This is a genomic window from Ruegeria sp. CDSC021 (assembly GCF_059610845.1).
The window spans coordinates 123531-149498 of record NZ_JBXWOK010000007.1; the positions used below are offsets into that span (position 1 = coordinate 123531).

The window sequence follows — 25968 nt, forward strand, 5'->3', positions numbered from 1 at the left end:
CACCAGAGAACGTATAAGTTACCAAAATAATATAGGTACTAACGGCATGTCCGAAGACGCACAGGCACCGCAAGAATACGGCGCGGATTCAATCAAGGTTCTCAAAGGCTTAGAGGCAGTTCGAAAGCGCCCAGGCATGTATATCGGCGACACCGATGACGGCTCGGGTCTGCACCATATGGTGTATGAGGTTGTCGACAACGGAATTGACGAAGCTCTGGCCGGTCATGCCGACCATGTGACAGTGAAAATTCACGCCGATTCCAGCGTCTCAGTCAGCGACAACGGTCGTGGTATTCCGGTGGATATCCATCACGAAGAAGGCGTGTCCGCCGCCGAGGTCATCATGACCCAGCTGCATGCGGGCGGTAAGTTCGACAGCAACTCGTACAAAGTGTCTGGTGGTCTGCACGGCGTGGGCGTTTCGGTTGTGAATGCGCTGTCCAACTGGTTGGAACTGCGCGTCTGGCGCAACGGAAAAGAACATGTCGCCCGGTTCGAAGGGGGCGAAACCGTCGAGCATCTGAAAGTGGTCGGCGAATGTGGCGACCGTACGGGGACCGAGGTGCGCTTTCTGGCCTCGACCGATACGTTCTCGAACCTCGAATACTCGTTCGAGACGCTGGAAAAGCGCCTGCGCGAGCTTGCCTTCCTGAATTCGGGTGTGCGGATCATCCTGGTCGACGAACGCCCCGCAGAACGGCTGGAAACTGAGCTGTTTTATGAGGGCGGCGTGAAGGAATTCGTCAAATACCTCGACCGATCAAAGTCGTCTGCCATGCCCGAGCCGATCTATATCAAGGGTGAGCGGGACGATATCGGTGTCGAAATCGCGATGTGGTGGAATGACAGCTATCACGAGTCAGTTCTTCCCTTTACCAACAACATCCCTCAGCGCGATGGCGGTACTCATATTGCGGGTTTCCGGGGTGCGCTGACCCGCACGATCAACAACTATGCCCAATCTAGCGGCATTGCGAAAAGGGAAAAGGTCAGCTTTACGGGCGATGACGCGCGCGAGGGTCTGACCTGCGTGTTGTCGGTCAAAGTACCGGATCCAAAGTTTTCCTCACAGACCAAAGACAAGCTGGTCAGTTCCGAGGTCCGCCCGGCGGTCGAAGGAATGGTGAACGAGAAGCTGGCTGAATGGTTTGAGGAAAACCCAAATGAAGCCAAAATCATCGTGGGCAAAATCATCGAGGCTGCTCTGGCCCGTGAAGCCGCACGAAAAGCCCGTGAACTGACCCGCCGCAAAACGGCGATGGATGTGAACTATCTGGCCGGCAAGCTGAAGGATTGTTCCGAGAAGGACCCGTCAAAGACCGAAGTTTTCCTGGTCGAGGGGGACTCGGCTGGCGGCTCGGCTCAGACAGGTCGGGATCGTTTGACACAGGCCGTGTTGCCGCTGCGTGGGAAAATCCTGAACGTGGAGCGTGCACGGTTCGACCGGATGCTGTCGAGCCAGGAAATCGGTAATCTGGTAATGGCGCTGGGCACGGGCATTGGCCGCGATGAGTTCAATATCGAAAAGCTGCGTTACCACAAGATCGTTATCATGACGGATGCGGATGTGGATGGTGCACATATCCGGACGCTGTTGTTGACCTTCTTCTTCCGGCAGATGCCAGAGCTGATCGAGGGCGGATACCTGTATATCGCGCAGCCGCCGCTTTATAAGGTCGCGCGCGGTAAGTCCGAGGTGTATCTGAAAGATCAGGCGGCATTGGATGACTACCTGATCAATCAGGGCGTCGAGGGTGCGGTGCTGAAACTGGGTTCGGGCGAGGAATTGTCCGGCCAGGACTTGGCGCGCGTGGTTGACGAAGCGCGCCAGCTGAAACGCGTTCTGGATGCATTCCCGACGCACTATCCGCGCCACATTCTGGAACAGGCCGCCGTGGCCGGTGCCTTTGTCCCCGGTGCGGTTGATGCCGATCTGCAAGGCGTGGCCGACAAAGTCGCAGCCCGTCTTGACCTGATCGCATTGGAATACGAACGTGGCTGGCAGGGTCGGATCACGCAGGATCACGGCATCCGCCTGGCTCGTATTCTGCGCGGCGTTGAAGAGGTGCGTACGCTGGACGGCCCGATGCTGCGCTCGGGCGAAGCGCGCAAGACCGGCAGCTTTACCCAAAGCCTGCAGGAGATCTATAACACATCCGCAACCCTGATCCGCCGCGACCGGTCGCAGGCCATCCACGGTCCGCTGGACCTGTTGCGTGCCATTCTGGAAGAGGGTGAAAAGGGCCTGTCCCTGCAGCGCTATAAGGGACTGGGCGAGATGAACCCAGATCAGCTGTGGGAAACCACGTTGGACCCGGATGCACGGACGCTGTTGCAGGTGCGGGTGAATGATATGCTCGAAGCTGATGACCTGTTTACTAAATTGATGGGCGATGTCGTGGAACCGCGCCGTGAATTTATACAGAAAAATGCTCTGAGCGTCGAAAATCTAGACTTCTGAATTTTTGTAGGTGCGCCCAAAGCTTTGCATTTCGCCTAAAGATTTGCATCTTTGGCCCAAAACATTGGGCGCAAAAGCCACGCACAGAATTTAGAATTCAAAGCTAATTGCGCACAGCGCAAATTTTGGTTGGTCCCATGCCATAGACGTGGCCTCCGTGAAGCTTGAAGTTTGCCGCTTCCAACCCAAAGTGGACAAGAATGATCTACGTCAAGAGCGGAATGCGGACTTCCGCCGTAGTTTTCTCAGATGGCGGCTGTAGGCTACAAGATAAGCGGGTGCTATTGCTTAAGGTCAGCGATGCGCAGGAATCCGGACTTTGCAAAATTCAGCGGACGGCCCAATTCGGACGTGGCCCGATGGGCGTCGTTGCTGCGGTGCAGCCCGCCAAGCCAGCCATTCGCCGCGAGCGCAACGCTAGAAACTAATTCGACGCGAGCACATGACCTTGCCGAAACCACCTGCCAAGAGGCCGGAGATTGTTCCATTGTCGATTTCCAGATCGACTTTTATCAGGCTCGGACTCGCCGGGTTCATAAACACCCCTTGTTCGATTTGAAATGATCGTTGAGATGATACGACAAAGTCGTGCAATACACATGCTAAGGGCCCCGCAGCCATCCCCGTCGCGGCTTCTTCCTCAATCGCGTATCGGGGCGCAAACATGCGGGTTGTAGCGTCTCGGTCGGTCGCCGATGGGTCTCTTGTGAAGACGTAGTAGCCGATCAAATCCAGTCGTTCGCTGATTTGCGTGATTTTGGCAAAATCTGGTTTCACATTGGCAAGACCATCGGCATCAGCGAGGCCGATGACAATGAAACTGTTACCGGTATTGACTAAAACCGGTGGTATTTCCTGATCAAGATGATGTCTGTTGATCCCAAGGGAGTTCAGCACATCGTCGATGCTTACATCTTTTTCCACCCATTCCTCTGGTATCGCGTATTTTGGGGCCAGCTGTTCCATATAGGCGGCACCCTCTTTCATTAGTATGCGCCTTGGCCCATCAACTGTCTCCTTCGAGGTGTTGGGATTGGGAATCCGGCCCAGCGCGTCAAGGTGAGAGAAGGCGGCAATTGTTGCATGACCGCAATGAGCGATGCGCCTGTTCGGTGTGAAGAAATCCAGTTTGAAGCCCTCTGTCTTGGACTGCGACACAAAGGCCGTTTCGGACAATCCAACCCTTGCCGCGACGGTTTGCATATCCTGTTCGCCCAATTCATCAGCATCCAGGACGACGCCTGCGGGATTTCCACCGGCGCCACCGTCGACAAAGCCGTGTACGATTTCAACCGTTACCTGTCTGACAGTATTTGCTTGCGTATTCATTGGTTTTCTCCATGCGTCGGCCGCACCTTTGAGCATGGTGCGGCCAGTTCCACGTCAGTTGCTAGCGGTGGTGATGCGGTTCAGAAAGGCGGTCATCTGCGCTGCAATCTCGGGCCCGTACTCTTCGAGTGCAAAGTGTCCCGTATCGAGCAGATGAAACTCGAGATCATTCAGATCGCGTTGATAGGGATAGGCGCCTTCGACCGGAAAGATGTGATCATTTTTGCCCCACATCAGCAGCGTCGGGGGTTGATGTTCGCGAAACAGCGCTTGCCATTTTGGGTACTCGGCAACGTTGGTGCCGTAATCCAGAAAGAGTTCAAGTTGCACCTCTTGATTGCCATCGCGGTCAAGCAGGTATTGGACGTGCCAATAGTTATCCGGGCTGATCAACTCGGGTTTTTGAACTCCGTGGGTGAACTGCCATTTGGTTGCATCCAGAGTGAGGAATCCACGAAGCTGGTCGCCGTTCTCTTGCGATGGCTCGGCCCAATAGGCTTTGATTGGATCCCAGAACTCGCGCAGCCCTTCCTCGTAAGCATTCCCGTTTTGAATGATGAAGCCGGTTACCCGCTCGGGCTGTTCCGCAAACATTCGGAAACCAACCGGGGCACCATAGTCCATCAAATAGACCGAGTACTGTTCGACTCCCTTCCGATCGAGCAGCGATGTCATCATTTCGGAGATATTCGCGAAGGAATACTCGAAGCCTTCGGCCTTTGGCATCTCCGACGCTCCAAATCCGGGAAAATCGGGTGCGATCACGTGGTAGTGCTTGGCCAGTTCAGGGATAAGGTTGCGGAACATATGTGATGAGGTCGGAAAGCCGTGAAGCAGCAGGACAGTAGGTCTGTTTGGATCTCCTGCTTCACGATAGGCGATAGCGATGTCGCCGATTTCTTCCGTGCGGAAGCTGACAGCCTGCGTAGCTTCAATTCCAGTCTCTGCGGCGATTGCTGGCGCCGGTGTAAATGGCGCAGCAATGGAAAGTGCGAGAATGCTGGCGCTCAGGACGGATTTCAGATTGCGCGACATGGATATTTCCTTTCTTCAGGTTACGGCGTGCGTGCTTGAACGCGCGGGGCTTGATATCGGTCAGTTTTGCTGACCCAGTGCCTCTTCGAGCCTTGCGTTTCGAGCTTTCAGTGCTTCCAGCTCAGTGCGAAGCGGGACGAGGTAATCTTCAAATTCTTCAAGGGTCAGGCGTTGGGGGATGTGCTGCGGGCAGTTCCAGTCCATCGCCTCAAGCTTGATCACAATCGCCCGCTCAGGATGAGCGCGATAGCCCGGCTCACTCAGGCGTTGCATCAGCGCCGGATCGGCATTGGCATCAATGAGTTTCGCCCGACTCCAGATCTTGAGGCGTCGCTGATTGGGATAATCCATCAGGATCAGCGAGATTCGGTCATTGCCCAGCAGATTCCCAGTGCTGAGATATTGCCGGTTGCCGAGGAAATCGGCGTAGGCAAGTGTCCGTTCATCCAACACTTTCAGAAAACCCGCTGGTCCACCGCGAAATTGTACATAGGGCCAGCCGGTTTCCGAGACTGTTGCCTGATAGAAGCCGTCTCTTTGCCCGATGAACCTGGCCTCGACCGGGCTGATTGAGTCCTCCTGACGCGTGCCGTCCAGAAACTTCGCGTAGCCGTTAGCTGACCCGTTTTTGGCCTGCGTTTCGCGAACGGAGGGCGTGAAGCTGATCTCTGCAAAGGGTCGTGCCATTGAATTCTCCATCTCGGCCTGGGCGATGCCCTGGGACTGAGGTGAAGTTAATTGGAGCTTTCAAGTTGCGGAATTTGGATACTTGGCAATATATTATTCAAAAATATGGAATAATATCTTGGACAGATTTCACGCGTTAAAAGTCTTTGTGAAGGTCGCCGAACTAAAAGGTTTCGCTGCTGCGGCCCGCGACCTCAACATGTCACCACCGACAGTGACCCGAATGGTTTCTATGCTTGAGGACAGCCTCGGGCTACGTCTTTTTGTACGCACAACGCGCTCAGTGATGCTGACTGATAGCGGGCAAAGGTTTTTTGAGGATGCCAGACGTATTCTGGCTGACCTTGAAGAGGCCGAGCGCGCCGCTGTCGGTTCCTATGCCGAACCGACCGGGGAAATTAGTGTTACTGCATCAGTCCTGTTTGGCCGTATGTTCGTCACTCCAATTTTGGGCGAATTTCTGGATCTGTATCCAAAGCTCTCAGCGCGCACGCTCTATGTGGACCGAGTGGTCAATCTGATTGATGAGGGTCTCGACGTCGGGATCAGAATTGGCAACCTCGCTGATTCCAGTTTGATGGCTGTCAGGTGTGGTACGGTGAGGCAGGTCGCGTTTGCTTCCCGTAAATATCTTGACCAATATGGCGAACCAGATACGCCCGATGATTTATCCTGCCATGCAATCATTAATTCAACTGCCTTGAATGCATCGGCCCAATGGCATTTTCAACGGGGCAGAAAGACTGTCACCAAACGCATGAGCCCACGCATCAGCATGAACACAAATGACGCTGTGATCGAGTTGGCCTTGCAAGGTCATGGTGTCGGGCGGCTTCTGTCCTATCAAGTCGCACCCTACATTGCAGATGGGCGGCTCAAGACTGTTCTAAAGTCGTATGAACCACCCGAAGTCCCCATCCATCTTGTGCATCAAGAGGGACGAACCGTGTCTGCGAAGGTGCGCACCTTTGTTGACTTTGCTGTCGGACGTCTAAAATCAGATCCCCTTCTTGTCGGGAATCAAACACAGGTCCAAAAGCAAGATTAACAAATGGGCGGGCGTCGCGCTATTCAGCCACTGCCGCGACCGAGGCGATCCATGCATTTGGCACAAAGGCATCATCCAACGCGGTTTCCGCCACATGGTTCGTATAGTTCGACAGGGTTTTCAACGCTGTGCCGAGGATGACTTCCAGCATAGATCGGCGTGTGTAACCAGCCGTCAGAAACGCTTCGACCTGTGCGTCGCTGGGCCAGCCTCGGCTTTCGTTGATCACGATGGCGAATTTGCGCAGTGCTTCCAATTTGGGGTCGGCGATAGGGCTGCCATCGCGTAACGCTGCGATCACGTCTTCGGGGACACCGGCCATCTGTGAAAGAGTGGTATGGGCGGCCATGCAGTACTTGCACCCGTTCAACCGGTTGTTAGTCATAAGGATGATCTGGCGCTCAGTCTCTGACAGGCTGGTCTTTCCAAAGATGCTGGAAAGTGTCGTATAGCCTTCCAAAATTGCGGGCGCTTCGGCCATGGCCGCATAAAGGTTGGGTACAAAACCATATCCTTTCAGCGATGCTTCCAGAATTGGTTTCGCGGCATCAGGGGCTGAGGCGATTGTATATGTCTCAAAATCAGTCATGTCTGGTTTCCTTTGGGAAGAGTTTTCGACACACGCGAATTGTCATTGCGGACAGGGTGTCTTGGAGAAATGCCGGCCTTTTGGGGAGGGGAGAGGCAGCGGTGGCTCCGACCGGCAAAAGCCACCAAATTCCTCGATCAAAGGCTGCCGACAGGCGTGTGGTGGATGTCTGCCCACTTGGCATGGGCGCCTTGGATCACGGTCTCTTTGTCCTCAAGGTACTTCTTGAAGATTTCTTCATTCACAAAGAGATAGAGCTTGTCGTCCACGATATCGGCATACCGAACATCGCCATCAAGCTTCTTGCCTACATAGACGCCAAAGGCGCAGAACCCGCCGAATTGAGGCAGATGTGCCGTCGGATCCGCCTCGAATGTGGCTTTCGCTGCCTGCGACGCAAAATAGTAGTCCACTCCATCATGGGCCGATGTAAAAGTGGCGTTGCCCATTTCGGGTATTTCGGCTTCAAACATCGATACAGGATCGACGCCATGCATGCCGAGGGGCTGCCCAGTCAAGGTAAGACTGTTCGAAACGTTGTATTCATCGTCAGCCAATGCCGCCGCCGCCAGGGCGAGAGTCAACGCTGTTGTAAGCGTGGGAAATGTAAAGATGCGTGTCATGATATGTCCTTTCAGGATGCTAGGATCAAATTTGAAGATCGATTTGGGTCAGGCCGATTGGCCAATGCGCTCAACCGCGTCGTCGGTCCACCAGACGCCGTTGGCGACCATGCGGAAGTTGATGATGGCGGCGAGATACCCGTCACCTTCAGGCACCTTGGCCCCGGCTGTGGCATCGCGAACGACAGCGACTTCGTAGCCCAGCTCCAGCAGCTCGTAGAGATGCGCCTGCGTACACAGGTTCGCCGACATCCCCGCGAGGATCACCTTGTCGATCTTGCGTTTACGCAATTGCAGGTTCAGGTCATTCTGAGCAGGGCTGTAAACCTTGTGTGGCGAGCAAATGATGGTTTCGCCATCCTCGATGTACTTCTTGTATTGCGGCATCCAGTCGGCACCTGAGCCCTCGAAGTTGTCCAAATTGAGCGGTCCCAGGCGGTCAAACATGCCGATGCTGTGCATCGTCGCTTCCAGAGTGCCCTCGAACTCCCATTTGTGGTCATGTGGGTAGTAATAGTGGGGCGAGATGAAGACCGGCATCCCCGCAGCCTTGGCGGCAATGAAAAGCCGTTCGATATTGTCGACCGTGCCCTGTTCGGTCACGCTTTCGCCAACGACGCCCCACGTCACACCGTCCTCTGACAAAAAATCAATCTGGGGGTCGGTCACCACAAGCGCAGTACGCCCCGGCTCGATGGTCATGTCGATTTGGGGAAGGCCTGGATTTTCCGGGTCAGCATAGTAGGCGCGTGCTTCGTCGGTCGCGGCAAGGGCCTGCCCGCCAGCCACTATTGTTGTACCTGCCGCGGCCGCACCGGCGGCTTGTTGCAAGAGTCGCCGGCGCGCCATATCAACGCGTTCGGGCGTGACGTCGCAAGCGCAGCTTGCTCCATGTTTGTGGTCATGATTGCTCATTGCAAATTTCCTTTGTCTGAGAGGGGCAAATGGGTTTGCTTTACTCGGCAGCGCCCCAGGTGGATCTGACAAAGAAGAAGTTATGCACCACATCGATTGAGGTATCGGCTCGCCCTGCCAAGGTTTTGGCCGAACCTGCCATGTGGTCTTGAGGTGTGTGCCTAGTCGGAGGTCGCTTGCTGCCTGAATCGTGCCGGAGCCTGGCCAACCCAGCGCTTGAAGGCGCGGCTGAACGTGCTCTGTTCCGAAAACCCGGTCATAAAGGCGATCTCGGCTATGGAAGCCTTACCGTCACGGAGCAGGTCACGAGCAAGTGCAACTTGTGCCTGACCAAGAACGTCGCGATAGGTCAGCCCTTCCTCGGCCAACCTGCGGTAAAGCGTGCGCTCGCTCATTCCCATCTCTTGTGCGACATGCGCGGCTTGCGGCGCGCCGTTACTCAGGGCCGGTGTAAGCCGGTGGACAATTGCTTGGCTCAGTGAGGTGTCGTCATCGCGAGAGTTGAACTCCTCATCCAGGTGCTTCGTCATGAAATCTGACAAGCCCGGATCGCCAAGACGATTTTCGCTTTCCAGCATAGCAGGGCGCATAGCAATGGCGTTGTGGGCGCTCCCAAATCGAACCGGGCACCCGAAATATTCGGCGTAACGCTCTGGTTCTTGTCTGCATGGATGCTGAAACGTGACATATGCGAGCGACAACCCATCACCCACAAACCGATGCATGTTCCTCGCAAAGGCCGCAAGCGCGCATTCGTTGCGCAGCTCCAAGGCAGCGCGATGTGATGTTTGTCCCTCAAAAATCCAAAGGACAGGATCGCCGGTTTCATCAAGTCTGTAAACTGCGGTGTCCGTTACGAGACGAAAATAACGCTCGATCCGTTGCAAAGATTGCCGCAAGGTCGGAGCTGTCTTTACGGCTAGGCCAAGGACGCCGAGATCATCGGTCGCAATCGCGTTCGCATAGGCCTCAACCAACGCGGCCTCGTCCGCTTGTTGCGTACGAATCCAATCGATCAGATCGAAATACGCATCATCCGCCAATTGGCCGTCTTGAGCTTCTGGTAGACGCAGCACGACAGCGCCATTTGAAATCAGGGCGCCATCGTCGTTTAGCGTCATCCCGGCGGCGTTGGCCATCGCGCGGGCGAATGCGTAAGTTACACTTGCCATACAGTGAGATTAGCACTGGAAAGCTCTTTCACGCCAGATCGTCCAACCCTGTGATAGGTATAATAAATAGAGACAGCCTCGATCTTCGGGCGCTTGAGGATAAATGCGCCAAACTGATAACACTCGTCATCAGGTTTTCTGAACGGTATCGTCCGAAAGCGTGCGGAAGCATGCAGCCATAGAGGTCATGGTAGATGGGCGAAATTTTCATATCTGTGCTGCTGCCGCTCGCAGTTGTTGTCATCATGTTCTGCCTTGGCCTCGGACTCACAGCGGCTGACTTTCAACGCATCGGACGACGTCCACGGGCCTTTTGCGTCGGCGCTCTCAACCAGATCATTTTGCTGCCTTGCATCGCTTTGATGGTGACTTTTATCTTTGGGATTTCCGCTGAGGCAGCCGTTGGCATCATGATTTTAGCGGCCTGTCCGGGCGGGGTGATCAGTAACATCGTGACCAAGCTTTCGAATTGGGATGTCGCTTTGTCCGTTACTCTTACAGCAGTCTTCAGTCTGACTTGTGTCGTTACCGTACCGCTCATCCTGGGGTTTTCGATGCAGATGTTCATGGGGGCAACTGCGCCCGCTATCGACATTTCTTCGACGGCTTTAGCAATGTTTTTTTTAACAGCTTCACCGATCCTAGCCGGGGTGATCGCGCGATCCTTGGCGCCGCGAATTGTAGCTGCGGTCGAACCAATCTTTAGCAAGGTCTCTATGCTACTTTTTGCGATGGTCATCGGAGGCGCTATCATTTCAAACTGGGTGGTGGTCGCGGATAACTACCTTAGGCTTGGACCCGCACTTTTTGTTGTAGGTGCGTCACTCACGTTTATTGGCATCATGAGTTCAGGGATGCTCGGATGCACAGACATCGAGGCGAAGACGATTTCAATTGAGACCGGCGTTCAAAACGGAGCTTTGGGAATCGCAATTGCTACTTTGCTGTTGCCTAACACCAATGGGTTAAGCGAATATGCCATACCATCCGCAATTTATAGCGTGGTCTGGATCGTAACAATGTTGCCTGTCTTCGCCCTCCTTGCGCGAAGAAGCCCAATTTCATGATCCTGACGCCTATTCGCTAGCTTTGGTTATGCGCTGAGCCAAGCCCCTTTGTTTCCATGCCAGAGCGCCGTCTGGTCAAAGAGCGACCAAGGAGCTCCAAAGCCCGTTGTGGAACGGCCGCCTTGGCGATTTTCCCTGTTGAAGGGAAGAGCTGTTGTTGCCAGTGCGGTGGATCCTGCGTCAGCGAAGGTGTAGACGCCAAGGTCAGTTTTGTCCGCAAGTCGGAATTGCAAAGTCTTGGATTAAGTGTCCGGATTGGGCTGGACCTGCCAAACATGCAAGCCGCGGAGAATGGCCGCATCAGCGCTATTGGTCTATTTGGTCATTGCCAAGCTTGGTTTGCCCGGACGAGACAGATGAAGATCGCATCTGTTGGCCCGCGGCGTCGAGGGCACCTCCGCTCGCCGGGCCGCGCAGCGGCTGAATCAGCATTCGGTCGAGCCAGAGGTCTCGGCGTGTGCGAAACTGCTTGATGCCGATTTCCATGCTTTTGTGCCCCTTCTTGGGTTGCGCAACGTAAGTGCCTAGAAGTCGGTCCCACCACGGTAGATTAAAGCCAAAGTTCGAGTTGGTCTCGCTTGGATCGACTGAATGGTGGACTCGGTGCATGTCTGGAGTGACGACGATCCATCTGAGAATTCGATCCACCGGACGCGGCAATTCAATGTTTGCGTGATTGAAGAGCGCGGTAGCGTTCAGGGTCACCTCGAAAAGGAGCACGGCGACAGCGGGCGGCCCCAAGGTTGCTACGACCGCTAGCTTGATCCCCATCGAGATGAGGATTTCTACCGGATGGAAACGCAAGCCAGTAGTCGCGTCAAAATCAAGGTCGGCGTGATGCATCCGGTGCAGACGCCAAAGCCCCGGTACGGCGTGGAACATCACATGCTGAAGATAAATTGCGAGATCTAGAAGCAGCATGGAGACCACGATGGCAACCCAAACCGGCGCCTCGATGTTATTGAAGAGCCCCCATCCGCGATCCTCGGCCATGGCTGCGAGACCAACTGCGAGGATTGGAAAGGTCAGCCGCAGGATGGCGGTGTCGAGCACCACGAGCGCAAGGTTGTTTGTCCATCGGATAACGCGCGGAATATCCCGACTTCGCCGGGGTGCGGCCACTTCCCAAAGTGCCATCGCCGCCAGGACGGATAGGAAGGCAATAATGCGGATAGTTGGTTCAGCAGCTAGGATTGTGTCGGACATGGACATCCACTATTCGGGTTTCCGTCGCGATAGAATTGCAAGCTGTTCTAGGCGACGACCGTTCCAATGTAACGCAGACATGCAAGCGATACCATCTGAGGGCGGCTTGGTCCGCAAGGCGGACATTCAGCGGAATTAACCGAACGTCTGCTTCGAGTCCATTTCGTTGAAAAAGTCGTTGATTTCGGCAGGCTTGTTTGAGGTATCGGTTTGATTTCGTTCAGATGTCTAAGGCGTAACCGCCGCTTCAACCAGTGGCGAGCGGCATTGGCTTGAGTTTGGCCAGTTTCCGAAGGTTTTGGGCGGTGGCGGCGAGGGTAAATTCGTCTTGAACGCCGCAAGGGCCCCGTAATCGGAGCCGTCCCAGTCCGAGGATGCGTTTGAGGTGGGCAAAGAGCATCTCGACCTTTTTTCGTCGCGCCTGAGCCTCGGGATTGAAGTCTGAGGTGGTGCATTGGCGAGCAAAGTCTCTGACGATCTCATATTTATCGCGATGGACCGAACGCGTTTCAGCGTTGGGGCAGCACTTTGCCTTCAGCTCGCATCCTGTGCAGTCTGATTTCAGTGCCCGATAGTTTCTGGATTTCCAAACTGGCGCATTCCGTTTTGGATCAGAATAGGTCCGCCATGTATGCCGCATCTCTTTGCCGCCGGGGCAGATATAGCGGTCGTTTTCATCGTCCCAAGTGAAGTCAGAGCGAGAGAACGTGCCATCGGTCCGCTCGCCCTTGTCGAAGACTGGGATGAAGGGAAGGATCTGTCGCTTCAATGCCAACCACACTAGATTATCCGAAGACCCGTATGCCGTATCTGCCGCGATCCAATCGGGTTTCACGCCAAAGCGTTCTTCGATGCGGTCGAGCATCTTGCGCATCGCGCCAACCTCAGCGGTTTTGTTCGACCGGCTTGCGTCTACGTCCATGATGATGCCGTGGTCCGTGTCGATCAGATAATTGTTGGAATAGGCAAAGAAAGCAGGACCTTTCCGCGCCGCCGTCCATTGGCTGGCAGGGTCGGCATGGGCAGTGAACTTGGGCTTTGCGGTGGTAGCTGCTCCGAAGGCCTCGTCGTCCAGCGTGTCGAGATATTCGCGTACAGCGCGTGGCGCATCATCGGGATTAATCTCGCGGGCTGCCCAACCTTCGGGGTTACTGGAGTTCTGCTTCTGAACATCCGCGCTGATCAGGCTGGCGTCGACCGCGAAGCCCTGACCGCCAACCAAACCTTCCTTCATGCAACGGGCAACAGTCGTCTCGAACACATGGCGCAGCAGATTGCTTTCGCGGAACCGACCATGACGGTTTTTGGAAAAGCTCGAGTGGTCCGGGATGCGATCCGCGAGATCGAGGCGGCAAAACCAGCGGTAAGCTAGGTTCAAATGCACCTCTTCGCAAAGCCGCCGCTCCGACCGGATGCCAAAGCAATATCCGATCAAAAGCATTCGGATCAGAAGTTCCGGGTCAATGGAGGGGCGACCCGTGTGGCTGTAGAAGTCGGCCAAATGCGCGCGGACGCTGGTCAGATCAACAAACCGATCAATCGACCGCACCAAGTGATTATGGGGAACGTGATCCTCAAGCGAGAACTCGTAGAACAAAGCGGCCTGCGCCTCTTGCCTTGGTCCCATCATCGCCAATCCTCCTGCTCGTCTCGAGAATTGAATCAGCCGGTGGGCCGCCGATCAAGCAGGAGTTTTTCAACGAAATCAGCCCCAATCTGTGAATTTGATTTTCTTGCTGCGCGGGCATCATCTTGAACACGGCAGTGCGGCGTAAAGAGCGGCTATTGGTGCCGGGCGCAGCGAGGTTTTGTCAGGCAATTCGCGAGACGCGGACTTTGCTACCGTTAGCCATGGCGCAGAGTTGTGCGAGTTTGATGGTCGCGATGCGCAGAAACCAGACTTTGCAAACTTTGGCCGACGAGCCAATGCGGACAATCAAAACCTTTCTCGGATGTTGCGGTTGCGGCCCGCTTATCCACAACAGCAGTCACCTGACTGAATTGGCGGGCACGGGACAGTTGCGTAGGAACAAAAAACACAGCAATCGCCTTCTAACGGTTTCAAGACTACCTTGCATGATTTGCATTCATAAAACCACTGGCACGAGTCAGTTGGCATTTTCTCGGTTTCAACGTGCCCACACCGAGGGCAGGTCAAAGTGCTATCCAGCACCACAGTTTGTTTTGTCATTGTCTCACATCTGCATGATTAGATAATCGTTGATTTGAGCCTCATTGAACACGATGACCCATGCCAACGCGGTAGTCGCCGTGTTTCCGACAAGCCACCATTTCAGATTTGCCAACGTCCCGTTTCGATGCGCTACGAACCACGAAACTGCGACCAGCACTGTTGAGATGGCGAGAACATAGTAGCTTGCTGCCGCTATTTTTCCGAATATCGCCAACCAACTGCCACCCAAGCCGAGCAACATCATGGCCATTGGAAGAACACAGCATGTCGCGACCCCCAGAGCGGAAACCGATCCCAGGTGGCTGAGGGTCAAATATTTTTTCATCTTTCGCTCCCTGGGTAGGCGATTTGATTGTGTTGAGGCACTAGCATTCAATGCGTATAACTCCTGTAGTAACTATAGGATCAAGTGGAGGCACTTCACATGATTGCGATAGGCGAGGCTTCCCGGCAATGCGGGGTCGGCATAGAAACTATCCGCTATTACGAACGCGAAGGTATCGTACCAAGACCCGCACGAGCTCTGAACAATCGTCGCCTCTATTCGGCAAGCGATGTTGGAAGACTTCGATTTTTGAAGAAGTGCCGTGACCTGGGGTTTCCTCTATCTGACGCAAAGGCGCTTTTGGAGCTGTCAGAAGGAAGTGCCGAAGACTGCCGATCAGTGAAAGAACTGGCCGAGGCACACATTGCCAGCGTTCAAAGCAAGATTAGTGAGCTCAGACGCCTGGAGCACGCCTTGAGTGAGCTTACGGCCAATTGTGATAGCGGAAACGTTCAATGCCCGATGCTGCAAAGACTGAGAACGATGGACGATATCTGACTCTGGCCACTGGACGGAAGCGCAGGATCTGAGATTTAGCCAGATCACGTCAGACCAAGGTCTGTGGTGCGATAACAGATTGTAGTTCATAGTCGATTTCACGATGAGAGCGAAAGTAACTGACCTGACGATTGGCAATTGGTCGCTGTCGCGAGTCTTTCTTGCGGCCAGCATTTTCGTGATGGGTACTGCTACCGCAATCGTCGGGGTCTGGGTGTCAAATCGAATCCAGAACGCAGTCGTGCAAAACTCCGCCAATTCCGCTGCGCTATATATGGAAAGCGTAGTATCCCCGCTCAGCCAGGAATTGGCACATGGCAACCATCTTTCTGAGCAGGCGAGCCTGGCGCTGGACGAGATTTTCATGACCCAGCCAATGCGTGACCGCATTGTCTCCTACAAATTCTGGAAGCAAGGCGGTGTGATTGTACATGCCTCTGATACAGACATCATTGGAAACCGTTTCAATCCAACGGATGACTTAAGGCGGGCGTGGAGCGGTGACATCTCCGGCTCTTTCAAAGAGCTTGATCATGCCGAGAGCGCCGCCGAGGCGGCTTTGGGGATACCACTACTTGAAGTTTACAGCCCCATCCGCGAACTTTGGTCCGGCGAAATCATCGCAGTTGCGGAGTTCTACGAAAGAGCTGATCAGCTTGAGTTAGATTTAGCCAAGGCCAGGCGAACAAGTTGGTTGGTCGTCGGTTCCGCATTTCTGGCAAGTACTATTGTTCTGTATTCCATTGTCGCAATTGGCGACAAAACTATTCGACGACAGGGGGCTCTTCTTAAACAGCGCCTGACAGAAAGTGAGAGGATGGCCGAGCAGAATGCCCGGCTGCGGTCGCGTGTAGTAGATGCGTCAGAAAGATATGCCACGCAAACAGATCGGTTCCTCAAAAATCTCGGTGCCGAGCTACATGATGGTCCTGCGCAATACCTGTCGCTCGCCGCCCTTAGACTGGAGGCGGCGTTTTCCAAAGAGTCCGAAAGTTCTAAAGAGGCAGAGGAAATTCAGCAGTCTTTGCAAAAATCTCTGGCTGAAATTCGTGCAATATCGCGAGGGCTTTCTGCGCCAGATATCGACAGCTTGTCACTCGTCGATGTTGTGAAGAGAGCCGTAGAGGATCACGTCGAACACAGCCCGTTGCGACCGGATATTTCACTTTTGGGTAGCCAGGCCCCAGAGTTGTCATTGTCCGACAAGCTGTGCGTTTTTCGGTTCCTTCAGGAGACGCTTTCCAATGCCGCGAGATATGCTCCAGCTTCCAAGTGCACCGTTATCTCTGAGGCGCAGAACGACCGCATAATTATAAAGGTCAAAGACGACGGGCCTGGTTTTGACAGGTCAGAAGAAACCGCGTTGCGAGACGATGGTGGCCAGGGGCTTATGGGCTTGCGGGATCGGGTCGAGAGTATTGGCGGCAGGTTCGAAGTCGCATCGAGACCGGGTGAGGGCACCACAGTTTCTATGACACTCTTTCCCAGAAAGTTAGGCACATCATGACTACATCTGTCGTAATAGCTGATGATCACCCGATATTCAGGGATGGTTTGCAACGCACGCTGGATGAAGCTGATGGTTTTGAAGTTTTAGCTGCCGGGTCCAGCGCTGATGATGCAGTATCGCTGGTCGTCATGCATCAGCCGGACATAGCCATTCTTGACCTCTCGATGCCCGGTGGCGGGATAAGCGCAACACGTAAAATTGCGGCAATGGCAAATCCGCCTTTCATTGCAATCTTGACGGTCTCAGAGAACAGCAGCGACGTCGCGGACGCGTTGGAGGCGGGCGCGATAGGGTACATCGTGAAGGGAGTAACCGCGAGCGAATTGACCGCTTCCTTAAGCAGCATCGCCTCAGGTGAAGGGTTCGTTTCTCCGGGCTTGGCCTCGCGGGTACTGCTTCAAATCAACGCTGACACCGGCACCTCTAAGAACAGCAGCATTCTCGATGACCTTACGCATCGTGAGGAAGAAATACTTCGACGTGTAGCCAAAGGACTGAGTAATCGTGAAATCGCTGACGAGTTAGACCTTCAGGAAAAGACCGTGAAGCACTACATGACGGCAATACTGTCCAAGCTTCACGCGCGAAACCGAGTAGAGGCCGCGCTCATTGCCCATGATGTTTGGAACAAGGGAGACTAACAGCGGTCTCTAGTACGAAGATGGCGGCCCCCTCTACAAGAAGCCACCAACGGGTTATCTACTGGAGTTGCTGCTCAGTTGGCAACCGACTGCAACCTTCGGCGATCGGAAGCCGTTGCGTTTCTCTCAACAACAGTCCGGTTGTATGGGTCTTTCAGCTCGTAGCGCCCAAACTCGATCTCCTCTTTCCAACCATTGGCATAGTTCACTTCGATATTTTTGCCCTGGCGTTCAATTTTCGTAGGTCGACTTCCAGCAGTGCCGCCTTGCCCAGAAGAGAGCACGTTGTCGATTGAGATACCATTCGCCAAAGACCGAAGCCTTGAGACGTCAGCACCGGTCGCAGGGCGTTCCTCAACAGTTCGGTTCTGAGCATTCTTTCTCTCATACCGCCCGTTTTCGATCTCCTCCTTGGTTCCGTCGGCGTAACGCACTTCAATGCCGTTAGCGTTTGTTTCGACCTTTGTTACACCGGCCGAACCCAAGGGTTTACCACCTGCTTGAGACCGATCCTTCTTTCCGCTGCCCTTATTGGAGCGTTTGGAGTCGTCATCGTCATCATCATCGTCGCGACCACCTTTGCCTGATCCCGAATTGTCGTCACGATCATCATCCCGGTCGTCGTCGCGGTCATCATCTCTGTCGTCATCCCGATCATCATCGCGACCATCCCCGTCGCTTCCCCTGCCGCTCTTGGCAAAGGCATATGATGGTTCAAAATGTAGGCGACCATCGGCATCAAACGCTGGCACATAAGGTGTTGCCGCGATCAACGAAGCCAACGCCGCGGTACTAAGAAGTTGACCCAGCTTTCTTTGAATTTTCATTTTCGCCTCCAATTTTGAGCATCACGCTTCGTGACGTTGGAGGCAGGTTACTTCTTGTTCGGCTTCCCCACATCGGGCTTAGGTCTGACGAATTTCAAGCCGAACGTCTTAGTCAGATCAGTCAAACCAATTGAGTTTTTGCTGAGCCATGTGACCAGTTTAGCGGGAACTAACCCGGTCACCCTTCAGCTCGTCATCAGGTTCGAGGTGAATGACAAAGACAGAACCCGGATACAAACGATCCAATTCTTCCTTGATGTCATTGCATATATCATGCGCCGCGCTGACTGGCATTGTGCCGTCCACAACAAGATGAAACTCCACAAAGATGACGTTTGCGGATCTACGCCCTTTGAGGTCGTGGTACTCCAAGGCTGCGCCGAGATTTGCTTCGATTGCATTAGTAACGGTCTGCAAGTCATGATCCGAAAGGGTCACATCAATCAGTCCATCGACAGACGCCCGAATAACTTTCCAGCCCTCCCACAAGATGTTCAGTGCAACAAGAATTGCCAGGATCGGATCGAGGATCAGCCAGCCGGTGACAAGTGCAAGTATCAGACCTGCGATGACACCAACTGAGGTCATGACATCTGTGAAAATGTGCCGGGAGCTCGCCTCCAATGCAGGCGAACCCTCGCGACTGCCGATTTTGAGCAATAGGTAAGCCCATGCGCCATTCACGCCCGTTGCAATGACACTGACGGCGGTTCCAAAAAGAGGCGCATCCTCAAGATGCGGGTTTGGGAGTGCCAGTACAGCTTCTCCGATGATCAAGAACGCCGCCAGAACAATCAGTACGCCCTCGACGACAGCGGAAAGATACTCAGCTTTTTTGTGACTAAAGGGGTGGTTTTCATCAGGGGGTTTATTGGCAACCCGAACCGCAAAGTATGCCAGCAACGCCGCAACGACATTCACGGTAGATTCCATTGCGTCCGACAACAACGCCACCGAGCCTGTCAGCAACCAAGCCAACAGTTTCAGAGCCACTACCGCAATGGATATTGGAATGGATTAAAGAGCGATTATTTGTGTCATTTGACCACAACGCTCAATCAATCATGAACAGAATCTCGGGGTATTGCTGAGCTCCGACGTTCAAAACGTAAAACAGGTGGTTGGTGAAAAGGGAATAGGCCCTGCGGCTTCCTACCGGCGATCGACGACAGCATCTGGTCCCCCTGCATGGCGCCAAACGACTGTTACTCTGATGGAAGCACCGCCGACGAAACAGGAACCGCCTTGAGATAGGCGGCAATCGCCAAACGGTCCTCATCGGTGAGGCGAGTTGTGTTCTCGATGACCTCTACCATCTCACCACCAGCGCTGTCATAGTCCGGTGTAAAGCCAGATTTGAGGTACTCGGAAATGTCGGCCTCGGACCAATCAAGCTGGTCTGAGGTAAGGCCCGGGACGCGACCCTTCCCGTTTGGATTTGGTGCACCTGTCAGCCAAAGGTCTCGTTTCAGACCACCTAAGCCATTTCGCGGCGTATGGCATTCGGCGCAGTGACCCAACGCCTCCACTAAATACCTGCCATGTCTTTGTTGGTCGGTCAAATCACCTTCGACTACCCAGCCTGGTGTCATGAACAACAGTTTCCATCCCCCCAATCCACGACGAACATTGAAAGGAAAACCGACTTCATGAGAAACGCTTTCGGCTTTGGACGCTGGCAGGGTTCTGAGGAATGCAAGGAGCGAAATAACGTCTTCGGCCGTAATGTTGGCGTAAGATGTATAGGGAAACGCTGGAAAATAGTGCTGCCCTTCGGGTCCGGTCCCATGGATCAAGGCATTGGCCAGATCCAGGGCAGACCAGGACCCAATACCAACTTCTGGGTCACTGGAAATGTTGGGGGCAATGAACGTGCCGAATTCCGTCTCAAACCGGCGACCACCGGAGAGCATGAGCTTGTCCTCACCAACCGCATCCGGCGCTGAATGACAAGATGCGCATCCTGAGGCGTGGAACACGATTTCGCCTCTGGTGAGATCCGGATGCAAACCGTCGAGTTTAGATTGATCCGTTCTTTGTGGTCGGGTCAGCACCAAACCTGCCAACCCAATCAAGAGTGCAACGAAAGCGGTGAAAAGGAAAAACCGCTTCACAGCTATCTACCAATTAGTCTTTTGGCGCTCTGTACGCTTTGTGACATGCCGAACAGCTTCCACCCAAATCGCCCATAGCCGCTTTCAGGGCATCAACATCTTGCCCTGCCGCAGCCTGCATCGCAACAGCGGCATCTGCCATAGCCTGCCCTTTCGCACCAACGTCAGCGAAGTTTTCCCAGATCGCAGGCAGCGCTCGGGTGGACGGATCGGATACATTGTCGGATCCTGCGGGCCACATCGCGGATTGGTCGATCTGCGTTAGTACAACAAGGTTGTTTGCAGCCCGTGTTGCGGCCTCGGCATCATAGCCCACCTCGCCTTTGGCCATGCCGCCAAGTGTACCAAGATTGAAGGAATAGAGCTGCATGATTGAGGTCCGAGCTTTCACAGCCGGATTTTCGCTTTCATGGGCGATGGCTGCGCCAATGGCCGCTACAGACAAAATGCCTGCCGCCAAAATTGAGAACTTCTTCATCATGATGTCTCTCCCTGTTCAATACTTCGAATGTTAGCTTGAACGAATTTACTTGTAATTGTTTGTTATTCGCCGCCTCCTGTTAATTTATGAACAACGATAATTGGGATGACATTCGATATGTGCTTGCCGTTGATAGATACGGTTCGCTGAACTCGGCGGCGGAAGCTTTGGGGGTAACGCATGCGACAGTCCTGCGCAGAGTGGTTGCCTTTGAACAGAGAAGTGGCTGTGCGATTTTTCGGAAGAGCCCTTCTGGATATTCCGCGCTGCCTGAGGCCAGAACAATTCTCTCGGCTATGGAAAACGTTGAAGATGCGGTGCTTTCAGTAGAGAGGGCAATCGTAGGCGCGAACCGCTCTCCTGTTGGTCACGTTCGCATCACGTCCACTGACAGTCTTTGCCAGATGGTTTTGCCTCAAATTTTGAATGAAATTTCCAAAGAGTACCCAGGGTTGGAACTGACTTTGTTGAGTAGCAACAGCCACCGTGATCTATCCCGGCTGACTGCGGATATCGCTGTGCGCCCATCGATTAAACTTGAGGACGGCCTGGTCGGAGAACGATCAGGTACATTGTCGTTTGGGGTCTATGATGATGGTTCCCCAAATCGTAAATGGATGAGGCTTGACGGCGCGTTGAGCCGCTCTCGGCCTGCCAAGTGGCTAGCAGAAAACGCGAAAACCGAACAAACTACCAACGGAGCAGACAGTTTTTTGGTGCTTCAGCAGATGGCCGCTTCCGGAGCGGGCAAGACATTTTTACCTGAACTCATCGGCGATGCTGACCCCCGCCTTCATAGATCGCCCGGCATGAATCCCCAAATCGAAGTTCCGCTCTGGGTCGCAACACTAGAGGAAATCGCGCAGACACCAAGGTTTGCTCTCGTGCAACGGGCCTTGGTTGAACGCATAGCCAAAGCTCTAGCCAACTGAAATCACCCAAAAACAGTTGTAAGCAGTCGCATTATTTGCAGAGCAGCATTACGAGTTCAGTGTTTCAAAGGCCGACTTTCCGATGCAAGGCATTCAACGCAATAGCGGCTTTGGGCTGACTACGGACATTGCCGCGGTCAAGTCGGAAAGCTGCTTTGTCCAGCATCTGAGGCAATCGATCACAGCACGGTGGTGGAGTACGTCTGTCAGACCGGGTGTTCGCAATACTCGCGGCGAAAGTTTCGTGCGAACCCCATTTTGGGTTTGCCACAATGGTGACGAAAGTCGGCCATAACGTCTGTGCCGACCAATATTCCGTCAAGATATGTTTCGAAGGCTGAACTGTCATGTTCTCTAATCCCTGTGCGCTAATCGTGGACCCAAGCAATGCATACGGCTAGCATCGGAGATCAAACAGCAAGAAGGGAGAATCACATGTCGAAGTTCACCAACAGAACAGCTGTCCATGGGGTTGCTGCACTCGTAATCTGCTGTTTCGCGGCAATCGTTCAGGCACAATCGGCAGGCGATGAGATGTCGTTCTTCATCACTAGTGTAGGCAAAGGAGACGGTGCCAATCTAGGCGGCCTCGACGGCGCCGATGCTCATTGTAATGCACTTGCTTCTGCGGTCGGTTCTTCCAAAACTTTTTCGGCCTATCTGAGCACGTCAATGTCCATTGATCGCAGCACCGACCCGATGACAATAACCAACGGTATTTCGGCACGCGACCGGATCGGGGCGGGTCCATGGTACAATGCCAAGGGAGAACTCATCGCCAACAATGTAGAAGACCTACACAGCGACAGCGTGAACATTAGTATTCTGACCGCACTCGATGAAAACGGTAACCCTGTAAATGGGCGTGGTAGTCAGCCGAACAAACATGACATTTTGACTGGCTCCGATTCTGCCGGACATTTCTCGACGGCAGGTGGCGATACGACATGCAGCAACTGGACTTCGAATAGTGAAGACGGGTCCGCGATTGTCGGACATCATGACCGTGTGGGTCTCAATGATGCGCGAAACATGGTGTCTTGGAACTCGTCGCACGGCTCGCGTGGTTGTGGAGAAGAACATCTGCCACGTTCTGGCGGGGCGGGTCTGTTTTATTGCTTCTCAACGGACTGATCAGACAGCGCTGTTGCGTGTGCCACCCGCATTGCCGCTAGTATTCACCAGGTCAATTTTTCGGGGCGCATTCTGGAAGCGCTCGTTGTCGCCATCGTAAGCAATGAGCGCTGTTTCATGCGTCCAGATTGTCCGATCTGGATGCACCGAAAGCTCCGTTCGAAATTCGGACTATGATCTTGCCTTGAATGGCCGGTTTGACGAAATAAGTTGCACCGCAGCGATGCGCGTGCAGCAGCTGCTCACCGATGCTGCGTCAGCAATAGCAGCGGTTGCATAAGGCTGCTTTGTCCGCATAGCAGTCATTTATGCCTTGTACAGCGATTGTCTACTTGAGCCCAAAGAGTCAAATGCTGCATCTTGCTTAGATGTCAGTTCCCAGGCGCAAAACCAAAGACGGGTTTGTCCTAGGTAGAAGCGACGCAAACAATCTGATCGAGGTTGATTTGACAGTAGAATTGCAGAACCTGATGCTAGGACAGCGAAATTAGGAGTGTTTGTATGTCCTTCAAACAACAGTGCCAGGAGGTATTCGACCACTATGTCGCCTGCTACCGACAAGGGGACGCCAATGGATGCGCTTCCGTGTTTGCAGCGCAAGCAGAGATGTACTCTCCCTTCGGCCCACCTTCCATTGGAAGGCAAGCTATTGAAGACACACATGCAGAGTGGGTCGCGGTAGGTGGAGAAGACAAAAAAATCAATGTCTCTAGTGCAGGTCGAGACGGCGAACTCGGCTGGTGTCTTGCAGAATTTAGCGAAGGCACGACAGGTGAAGGCGTTTCGCTGAATGTGCTTGAGCGACAACCAGATGGTCGATGGCTAATCACCCTATGCAGTCTTAATGAGACGCATCCCTAGAATTTAAACAGCTTGCTGCCGTCTGTTCCCATGCGTCGAATTGCCGATGTTAAATAGTTTTTATCTAAACCAACCGAGCCGAGCTAAATTGAAAGGAATCTACCATAGCCTCGCAATTGAGTTGTTTTGTTCGGTTTTGGGTTGAATTGTTCCAAGAATAACGCACTTTTGGCTGAGTTATGGTGCGTTCAAGTTGATCAAGCCACTGTACGACAATCGAAAATTGAGCGCGTATAGTGAACCGTGCAATCTTATGGGAAAATCGTGCAAACCTATGCGCAAATGCTGTGCAAAATTATGGGCGAAGACACCCAGATTTTCTGAATAAAATCAATGATAAGAATGCAGCGTTATGCGCGTCCCTACAATTTTTGTGTAGGATCGCCCAAATTCCTGTTTTGACCCAAAGCTCTGACTAAATTGCCCAAAGTTCTATTGGCGATGCAATCAAGAGTTGAAATTTTTAGTTTCTTGAGTGCGAACTCAACTTTTAGGCGATAGCGAATGCGTGGCGGCTGCGGCATCCTCTGATTTGAAATCTCCAATAGGCCCACTGATCGCGGCAACAAATCACCGCGGCCAGTTGGGCGCTGTACCTATCGAACCCTGAGGTGACCCTTTGGCAGTCAACGGTCGGCTTCGGATGACTGCACGACCTGGGTCTGATTTGGCAACTAGGTCCAATGCAATGGCTAAATTCTACCGTGCGCACCTGAAGCAGTTTGTGTCTGATCACAACGACGGATGGGCAGCACGCTTGGGCGTTGTACCCACGGAAACTAGGATTCTCAAAAGATGAAAACCCGGTGGGGGAGCTGTAAACCTGCCACAGGCCGCATCCTACTGAACCTCGAACTTGCCAAGAAGCTGTCTAGCCCCCATGTTGTGGGCCATTTCGGACTAGAGTTTCGGGGACTGGTGGGCTTTGTAAGGGTGGAGAGTTGCTTAAGTTTGACGCTGAAACAACGAAATTACTAGAAACCGCCTATCAGGGAGCCGAATTGACGCGGCGACGACAGGTGTCATTTGATGCGCTGTGCCCTTCTCCCGGTGAAACTATTTTGGACATCGGATGTGGCAACGGGCTGTTGACAGCAGAGTTGGCTCGCGCAGTTGGCTCGGATGGCTGTGTCATCGGGATCGACCCAAGCACTGACATGACAGCGGCCGCTAAAGAACGATGCAGCGACTACGCAAACGTGGAGTTTCGTGCTGGTGCCGCAAATAGCTTGCCCATTGAGGATGAGAGTGCTGACAAAGCGGTCTCGGTACAAGTCTTTGAGTACATCGAAGACGTAGACGGTGCGTTGGCTGACACGCTGCGGTGCGTCAAACCCGGCGGGCGGCTTGTCATCAGTGATCTGCACTTTGGTAGCTTGATTTGGTTCAGCGATGAGCCCGACAGAATGCAAAAGATGCTGACTTCCTGGAACCAGCACTTTGTGAGTGGTTCCCTCCCGGAAAGACTGCCCGCACTGATAAAGGCTCGCGGCGACCATGTGGAAGATGTCTTGTCGTTCACTATGACAGATCACCAGCTAAAGCCTGATGGCCTCGCAATCATGATGATGCACCTCATGAAGCAATACGCTGTCGCAAATGACTATGTTGATCCCGCAGTTGCGCAATCGTGGTTTGACGAACAGTTCAGCCTTGCAAAAGTTGGACGCTTCTTCTTTTCGATGACCCAATTTGTCGTCGTGGCGCGTAGAAAAGGGTGATCGAGCGAAGTAACTCGGCCTAGGTTCTTCCGCAGGCTTCCTGAAAGTCGCGGTTGAAGAGACCCCCATTGGTGTCACAGTCGCCCCAATTGGTGCTGCAAATCTTTTGTCCATACTTAATTGTCGTCGGTGATGCCCCAAGGAAGTGCCAGACGTGCAGGCATTGATCAGACGTTCGAACGACCGCAGTGATAGGTGTGATGACAGAAGGTCTCGTGTTGCTACTTACTCTATGGCGACAACACAGGTGCGTGGCTGTCACTTCCAGCTTGCAGCTGCATTTTGGTGCGATCTAATCGCCTTATTCGGCCGATTGTCACCAAGTGTTGTCAGAACTTTCCTGGATACAGGTTCATCATGTTCTGCACGTCAAGCTCACTCGAAAACGCATCGGGATTACTCCAGATCACGTCATTAATATAGTCGCGTTCCGCGTGAAGATCGTTGGCTGTAGGCCGCAGCTTCCGGGTTTCGGGGAAGGCTCTTTTGGTCCAACCGAACAGTCCACCAAATACGGCCCAGAGGCTGGGTGACATTGTATGGGAAGCCATCTCATGGTCCTTTCCGAGTTAATTGCGCTGTCGCAACAACAGTA

The 25968-nt window shown here is 53.6% G+C and carries 27 protein-coding genes; 11 read left to right on the forward strand and 16 right to left on the reverse strand.

The genetic code is table 11. The annotated features are described in order from the left end of the window. The first annotated feature begins 46 nt into the window (after positions 1-46). Positions 47-2464, forward strand: coding sequence for a DNA topoisomerase (ATP-hydrolyzing) subunit B (gene gyrB, locus AC2FGB_RS12635; protein ID WP_142638216.1), 2418 nt, complete (start codon positions 47-49; stop codon positions 2462-2464). Positions 2465-2881: 417 nt separating this feature from the next. Here gyrB and AC2FGB_RS12640 read toward each other — a convergent pair whose 3' ends face one another. Genes AC2FGB_RS12640 through AC2FGB_RS12650 form a run of 3 tightly spaced genes read right to left on the reverse strand, consistent with a single transcriptional unit; the run spans position 2882 to position 5515 of the window. Continuing rightward, positions 2882-3829: a PhzF family phenazine biosynthesis protein gene (locus AC2FGB_RS12640; RefSeq protein WP_496694105.1), complete on the reverse strand. Its 948-nt coding sequence runs from the start codon at positions 3827-3829 to the stop codon at positions 2882-2884. Positions 3830-3847: 18 nt separating this feature from the next. Continuing rightward, on the reverse strand, positions 3848-4828 hold the full coding sequence (locus tag AC2FGB_RS12645; protein WP_496694106.1) for an alpha/beta fold hydrolase: 981 nt from the start codon (positions 4826-4828) through the stop codon (positions 3848-3850). A 60-nt stretch (positions 4829-4888) separates the two neighbouring features. After that, complete coding sequence (locus AC2FGB_RS12650) at positions 4889-5515, reverse strand: pyridoxamine 5'-phosphate oxidase family protein (protein ID WP_496694107.1); 627 nt, start codon at positions 5513-5515, stop codon at positions 4889-4891. 82 nt (positions 5516-5597) lie between these two features. Here AC2FGB_RS12650 and AC2FGB_RS12655 point away from each other — a divergent pair, with 82 nt between their 5' ends. Next, entirely contained in the window at positions 5598-6563 is a 966-nt protein-coding gene (locus tag AC2FGB_RS12655) for a LysR family transcriptional regulator (RefSeq protein WP_246097326.1), read from the forward strand. 19 nt (positions 6564-6582) lie between these two features. On the opposite strand, the gene AC2FGB_RS12660 is transcribed toward AC2FGB_RS12655, so the two are convergent. The 4 genes from AC2FGB_RS12660 to AC2FGB_RS12675 form a co-directional block, all read right to left on the reverse strand. Beyond that, positions 6583-7152 (reverse strand): carboxymuconolactone decarboxylase family protein, encoded by a 570-nt coding sequence (locus AC2FGB_RS12660; RefSeq protein ID WP_142639617.1) that lies wholly within the window; start codon positions 7150-7152, stop codon positions 6583-6585. A gap of 137 nt (positions 7153-7289) precedes the next feature. Further along, complete coding sequence (locus AC2FGB_RS12665) at positions 7290-7775, reverse strand: YHS domain-containing (seleno)protein (protein ID WP_142639615.1); 486 nt, start codon at positions 7773-7775, stop codon at positions 7290-7292. Between the two features lie 48 nt (positions 7776-7823). After that, positions 7824-8690: a cysteine hydrolase family protein gene (locus AC2FGB_RS12670; RefSeq protein WP_058282012.1), complete on the reverse strand. Its 867-nt coding sequence runs from the start codon at positions 8688-8690 to the stop codon at positions 7824-7826. A gap of 161 nt (positions 8691-8851) precedes the next feature. After that, on the reverse strand, positions 8852-9829 hold the full coding sequence (locus AC2FGB_RS12675) for an AraC family transcriptional regulator (protein ID WP_246097325.1): 978 nt from the start codon (positions 9827-9829) through the stop codon (positions 8852-8854). Between the two features lie 227 nt (positions 9830-10056). Between AC2FGB_RS12675 and AC2FGB_RS12680 the strand changes: the two genes are divergently transcribed. After that, entirely contained in the window at positions 10057-10929 is an 873-nt protein-coding gene (locus tag AC2FGB_RS12680; RefSeq protein ID WP_142639611.1) for a bile acid:sodium symporter family protein, read from the forward strand. A gap of 306 nt (positions 10930-11235) precedes the next feature. Here AC2FGB_RS12680 and AC2FGB_RS12685 read toward each other — a convergent pair whose 3' ends face one another. From AC2FGB_RS12685 to AC2FGB_RS12700, 4 genes are all read right to left on the reverse strand, one after another. After that, a complete protein-coding gene (locus AC2FGB_RS12685) occupies positions 11236-12135 on the reverse strand; it encodes a sterol desaturase family protein (RefSeq protein ID WP_496689894.1) in 900 nt (299 codons plus the stop codon). A 247-nt stretch (positions 12136-12382) separates the two neighbouring features. Next, on the reverse strand, positions 12383-13765 hold the full coding sequence (locus tag AC2FGB_RS12690; RefSeq protein WP_281973996.1) for an IS1182 family transposase: 1383 nt from the start codon (positions 13763-13765) through the stop codon (positions 12383-12385). Positions 13766-14107: 342 nt separating this feature from the next. Continuing rightward, entirely contained in the window at positions 14108-14326 is a 219-nt protein-coding gene (locus AC2FGB_RS12695; protein WP_281973601.1) for a GDCCVxC domain-containing (seleno)protein, read from the reverse strand. 4 nt (positions 14327-14330) lie between these two features. Then, a complete protein-coding gene (locus AC2FGB_RS12700; RefSeq protein WP_142635987.1) occupies positions 14331-14654 on the reverse strand; it encodes a hypothetical protein in 324 nt (107 codons plus the stop codon). A gap of 99 nt (positions 14655-14753) precedes the next feature. On the opposite strand from AC2FGB_RS12700, the gene AC2FGB_RS12705 reads away from it, so the two are divergent. From AC2FGB_RS12705 to AC2FGB_RS12715, 3 genes are all read left to right on the forward strand, one after another. Beyond that, positions 14754-15152 carry a MerR family transcriptional regulator gene (locus tag AC2FGB_RS12705; RefSeq protein ID WP_281973603.1) on the forward strand — a complete coding sequence of 133 codons (399 nt, stop codon included), beginning with the start codon at positions 14754-14756 and terminating at the stop codon, positions 15150-15152. 103 nt (positions 15153-15255) lie between these two features. Continuing rightward, entirely contained in the window at positions 15256-16659 is a 1404-nt protein-coding gene (locus tag AC2FGB_RS12710) for a sensor histidine kinase (RefSeq protein WP_282022459.1), read from the forward strand. After that, the gene (locus AC2FGB_RS12715; RefSeq protein WP_281973605.1) at positions 16656-17303 is read left to right on the forward strand and encodes a response regulator; all 648 of its coding nucleotides are present in this window, start codon (positions 16656-16658) and stop codon (positions 17301-17303) included. The genes AC2FGB_RS12710 and AC2FGB_RS12715 overlap by 4 nt, the downstream gene beginning before the upstream one ends. A 74-nt stretch (positions 17304-17377) precedes the next feature. On the opposite strand, the gene AC2FGB_RS12720 is transcribed toward AC2FGB_RS12715, so the two are convergent. The 4 genes from AC2FGB_RS12720 to AC2FGB_RS12735 form a co-directional block, all read right to left on the reverse strand. Continuing rightward, on the reverse strand, positions 17378-18130 hold the full coding sequence (locus AC2FGB_RS12720; protein ID WP_281973606.1) for a hypothetical protein: 753 nt from the start codon (positions 18128-18130) through the stop codon (positions 17378-17380). A gap of 159 nt (positions 18131-18289) precedes the next feature. Then, positions 18290-19123, reverse strand: coding sequence for a cation diffusion facilitator family transporter (locus tag AC2FGB_RS12725; protein ID WP_425595612.1), 834 nt, complete (start codon positions 19121-19123; stop codon positions 18290-18292). Between the two features lie 212 nt (positions 19124-19335). Next, a complete protein-coding gene (locus tag AC2FGB_RS12730; RefSeq protein ID WP_281973607.1) occupies positions 19336-20244 on the reverse strand; it encodes a c-type cytochrome in 909 nt (302 codons plus the stop codon). 13 nt (positions 20245-20257) lie between these two features. Then, positions 20258-20725, reverse strand: a complete 468-nt coding sequence (locus tag AC2FGB_RS12735; RefSeq protein ID WP_281973609.1) for a c-type cytochrome — start codon at positions 20723-20725, stop codon at positions 20258-20260. Positions 20726-20811: 86 nt separating this feature from the next. Between AC2FGB_RS12735 and AC2FGB_RS12740 the strand changes: the two genes are divergently transcribed. The 5 genes from AC2FGB_RS12740 (at position 20812) to AC2FGB_RS12760 (ending at position 25373) form a co-directional block, all read left to right on the forward strand. After that, positions 20812-21657 carry a LysR family transcriptional regulator gene (locus AC2FGB_RS12740; protein ID WP_281973610.1) on the forward strand — a complete coding sequence of 282 codons (846 nt, stop codon included), beginning with the start codon at positions 20812-20814 and terminating at the stop codon, positions 21655-21657. A gap of 435 nt (positions 21658-22092) precedes the next feature. Next, on the forward strand, positions 22093-22791 hold the full coding sequence (locus AC2FGB_RS12745; RefSeq protein ID WP_281973611.1) for a hypothetical protein: 699 nt from the start codon (positions 22093-22095) through the stop codon (positions 22789-22791). Positions 22792-23292: 501 nt separating this feature from the next. Beyond that, positions 23293-23652 (forward strand): YybH family protein, encoded by a 360-nt coding sequence (locus AC2FGB_RS12750; RefSeq protein WP_496694108.1) that lies wholly within the window; start codon positions 23293-23295, stop codon positions 23650-23652. A gap of 795 nt (positions 23653-24447) precedes the next feature. After that, positions 24448-24630 (forward strand): hypothetical protein, encoded by a 183-nt coding sequence (locus AC2FGB_RS12755; protein ID WP_496694109.1) that lies wholly within the window; start codon positions 24448-24450, stop codon positions 24628-24630. Continuing rightward, complete coding sequence (locus AC2FGB_RS12760) at positions 24594-25373, forward strand: methyltransferase domain-containing protein (RefSeq protein ID WP_271951929.1); 780 nt, start codon at positions 24594-24596, stop codon at positions 25371-25373. The genes AC2FGB_RS12755 and AC2FGB_RS12760 overlap by 37 nt, the downstream gene beginning before the upstream one ends. A gap of 329 nt (positions 25374-25702) precedes the next feature. On the opposite strand, the gene AC2FGB_RS12765 is transcribed toward AC2FGB_RS12760, so the two are convergent. Then, on the reverse strand, positions 25703-25924 hold the full coding sequence (locus AC2FGB_RS12765; protein ID WP_271951927.1) for a hypothetical protein: 222 nt from the start codon (positions 25922-25924) through the stop codon (positions 25703-25705). Positions 25925-25968 lie beyond the last annotated feature (44 nt).

Coding starts and splice junctions, on each gene's coding strand:
- gyrB (WP_142638216.1), top strand. CDS start 47: ATGTCCGAAGACGCACAGGCACCGCAAGAATACGGCGCGGATTCAATC.
- AC2FGB_RS12640 (WP_496694105.1), bottom strand. CDS start 3,829: ATGCTCAAAGGTGCGGCCGACGCATGGAGAAAACCAATGAATACGCAA.
- AC2FGB_RS12645 (WP_496694106.1), bottom strand. CDS start 4,828: ATGTCGCGCAATCTGAAATCCGTCCTGAGCGCCAGCATTCTCGCACTT.
- AC2FGB_RS12650 (WP_496694107.1), bottom strand. CDS start 5,515: ATGGCACGACCCTTTGCAGAGATCAGCTTCACGCCCTCCGTTCGCGAA.
- AC2FGB_RS12660 (WP_142639617.1), bottom strand. CDS start 7,152: ATGACTGATTTTGAGACATATACAATCGCCTCAGCCCCTGATGCCGCG.
- AC2FGB_RS12665 (WP_142639615.1), bottom strand. CDS start 7,775: ATGACACGCATCTTTACATTTCCCACGCTTACAACAGCGTTGACTCTC.
- AC2FGB_RS12670 (WP_058282012.1), bottom strand. CDS start 8,690: ATGAGCAATCATGACCACAAACATGGAGCAAGCTGCGCTTGCGACGTC.
- AC2FGB_RS12675 (WP_246097325.1), bottom strand. CDS start 9,829: ATGGCCAACGCCGCCGGGATGACGCTAAACGACGATGGCGCCCTGATT.
- AC2FGB_RS12680 (WP_142639611.1), top strand. CDS start 10,057: ATGGGCGAAATTTTCATATCTGTGCTGCTGCCGCTCGCAGTTGTTGTC.
- AC2FGB_RS12685 (WP_496689894.1), bottom strand. CDS start 12,135: ATGTCCGACACAATCCTAGCTGCTGAACCAACTATCCGCATTATTGCC.
- AC2FGB_RS12690 (WP_281973996.1), bottom strand. CDS start 13,765: ATGATGGGACCAAGGCAAGAGGCGCAGGCCGCTTTGTTCTACGAGTTC.
- AC2FGB_RS12695 (WP_281973601.1), bottom strand. CDS start 14,326: ATGACAAAACAAACTGTGGTGCTGGATAGCACTTTGACCTGCCCTCGG.
- AC2FGB_RS12700 (WP_142635987.1), bottom strand. CDS start 14,654: ATGAAAAAATATTTGACCCTCAGCCACCTGGGATCGGTTTCCGCTCTG.
- AC2FGB_RS12705 (WP_281973603.1), top strand. CDS start 14,754: ATGATTGCGATAGGCGAGGCTTCCCGGCAATGCGGGGTCGGCATAGAA.
- AC2FGB_RS12710 (WP_282022459.1), top strand. CDS start 15,256: ATGAGAGCGAAAGTAACTGACCTGACGATTGGCAATTGGTCGCTGTCG.
- AC2FGB_RS12715 (WP_281973605.1), top strand. CDS start 16,656: ATGACTACATCTGTCGTAATAGCTGATGATCACCCGATATTCAGGGAT.
- AC2FGB_RS12720 (WP_281973606.1), bottom strand. CDS start 18,130: ATGAAAATTCAAAGAAAGCTGGGTCAACTTCTTAGTACCGCGGCGTTG.
- AC2FGB_RS12735 (WP_281973609.1), bottom strand. CDS start 20,725: ATGATGAAGAAGTTCTCAATTTTGGCGGCAGGCATTTTGTCTGTAGCG.
- AC2FGB_RS12740 (WP_281973610.1), top strand. CDS start 20,812: ATGAACAACGATAATTGGGATGACATTCGATATGTGCTTGCCGTTGAT.
- AC2FGB_RS12745 (WP_281973611.1), top strand. CDS start 22,093: ATGTCGAAGTTCACCAACAGAACAGCTGTCCATGGGGTTGCTGCACTC.
- AC2FGB_RS12750 (WP_496694108.1), top strand. CDS start 23,293: ATGTCCTTCAAACAACAGTGCCAGGAGGTATTCGACCACTATGTCGCC.
- AC2FGB_RS12755 (WP_496694109.1), top strand. CDS start 24,448: ATGAAAACCCGGTGGGGGAGCTGTAAACCTGCCACAGGCCGCATCCTA.
- AC2FGB_RS12765 (WP_271951927.1), bottom strand. CDS start 25,924: ATGGCTTCCCATACAATGTCACCCAGCCTCTGGGCCGTATTTGGTGGA.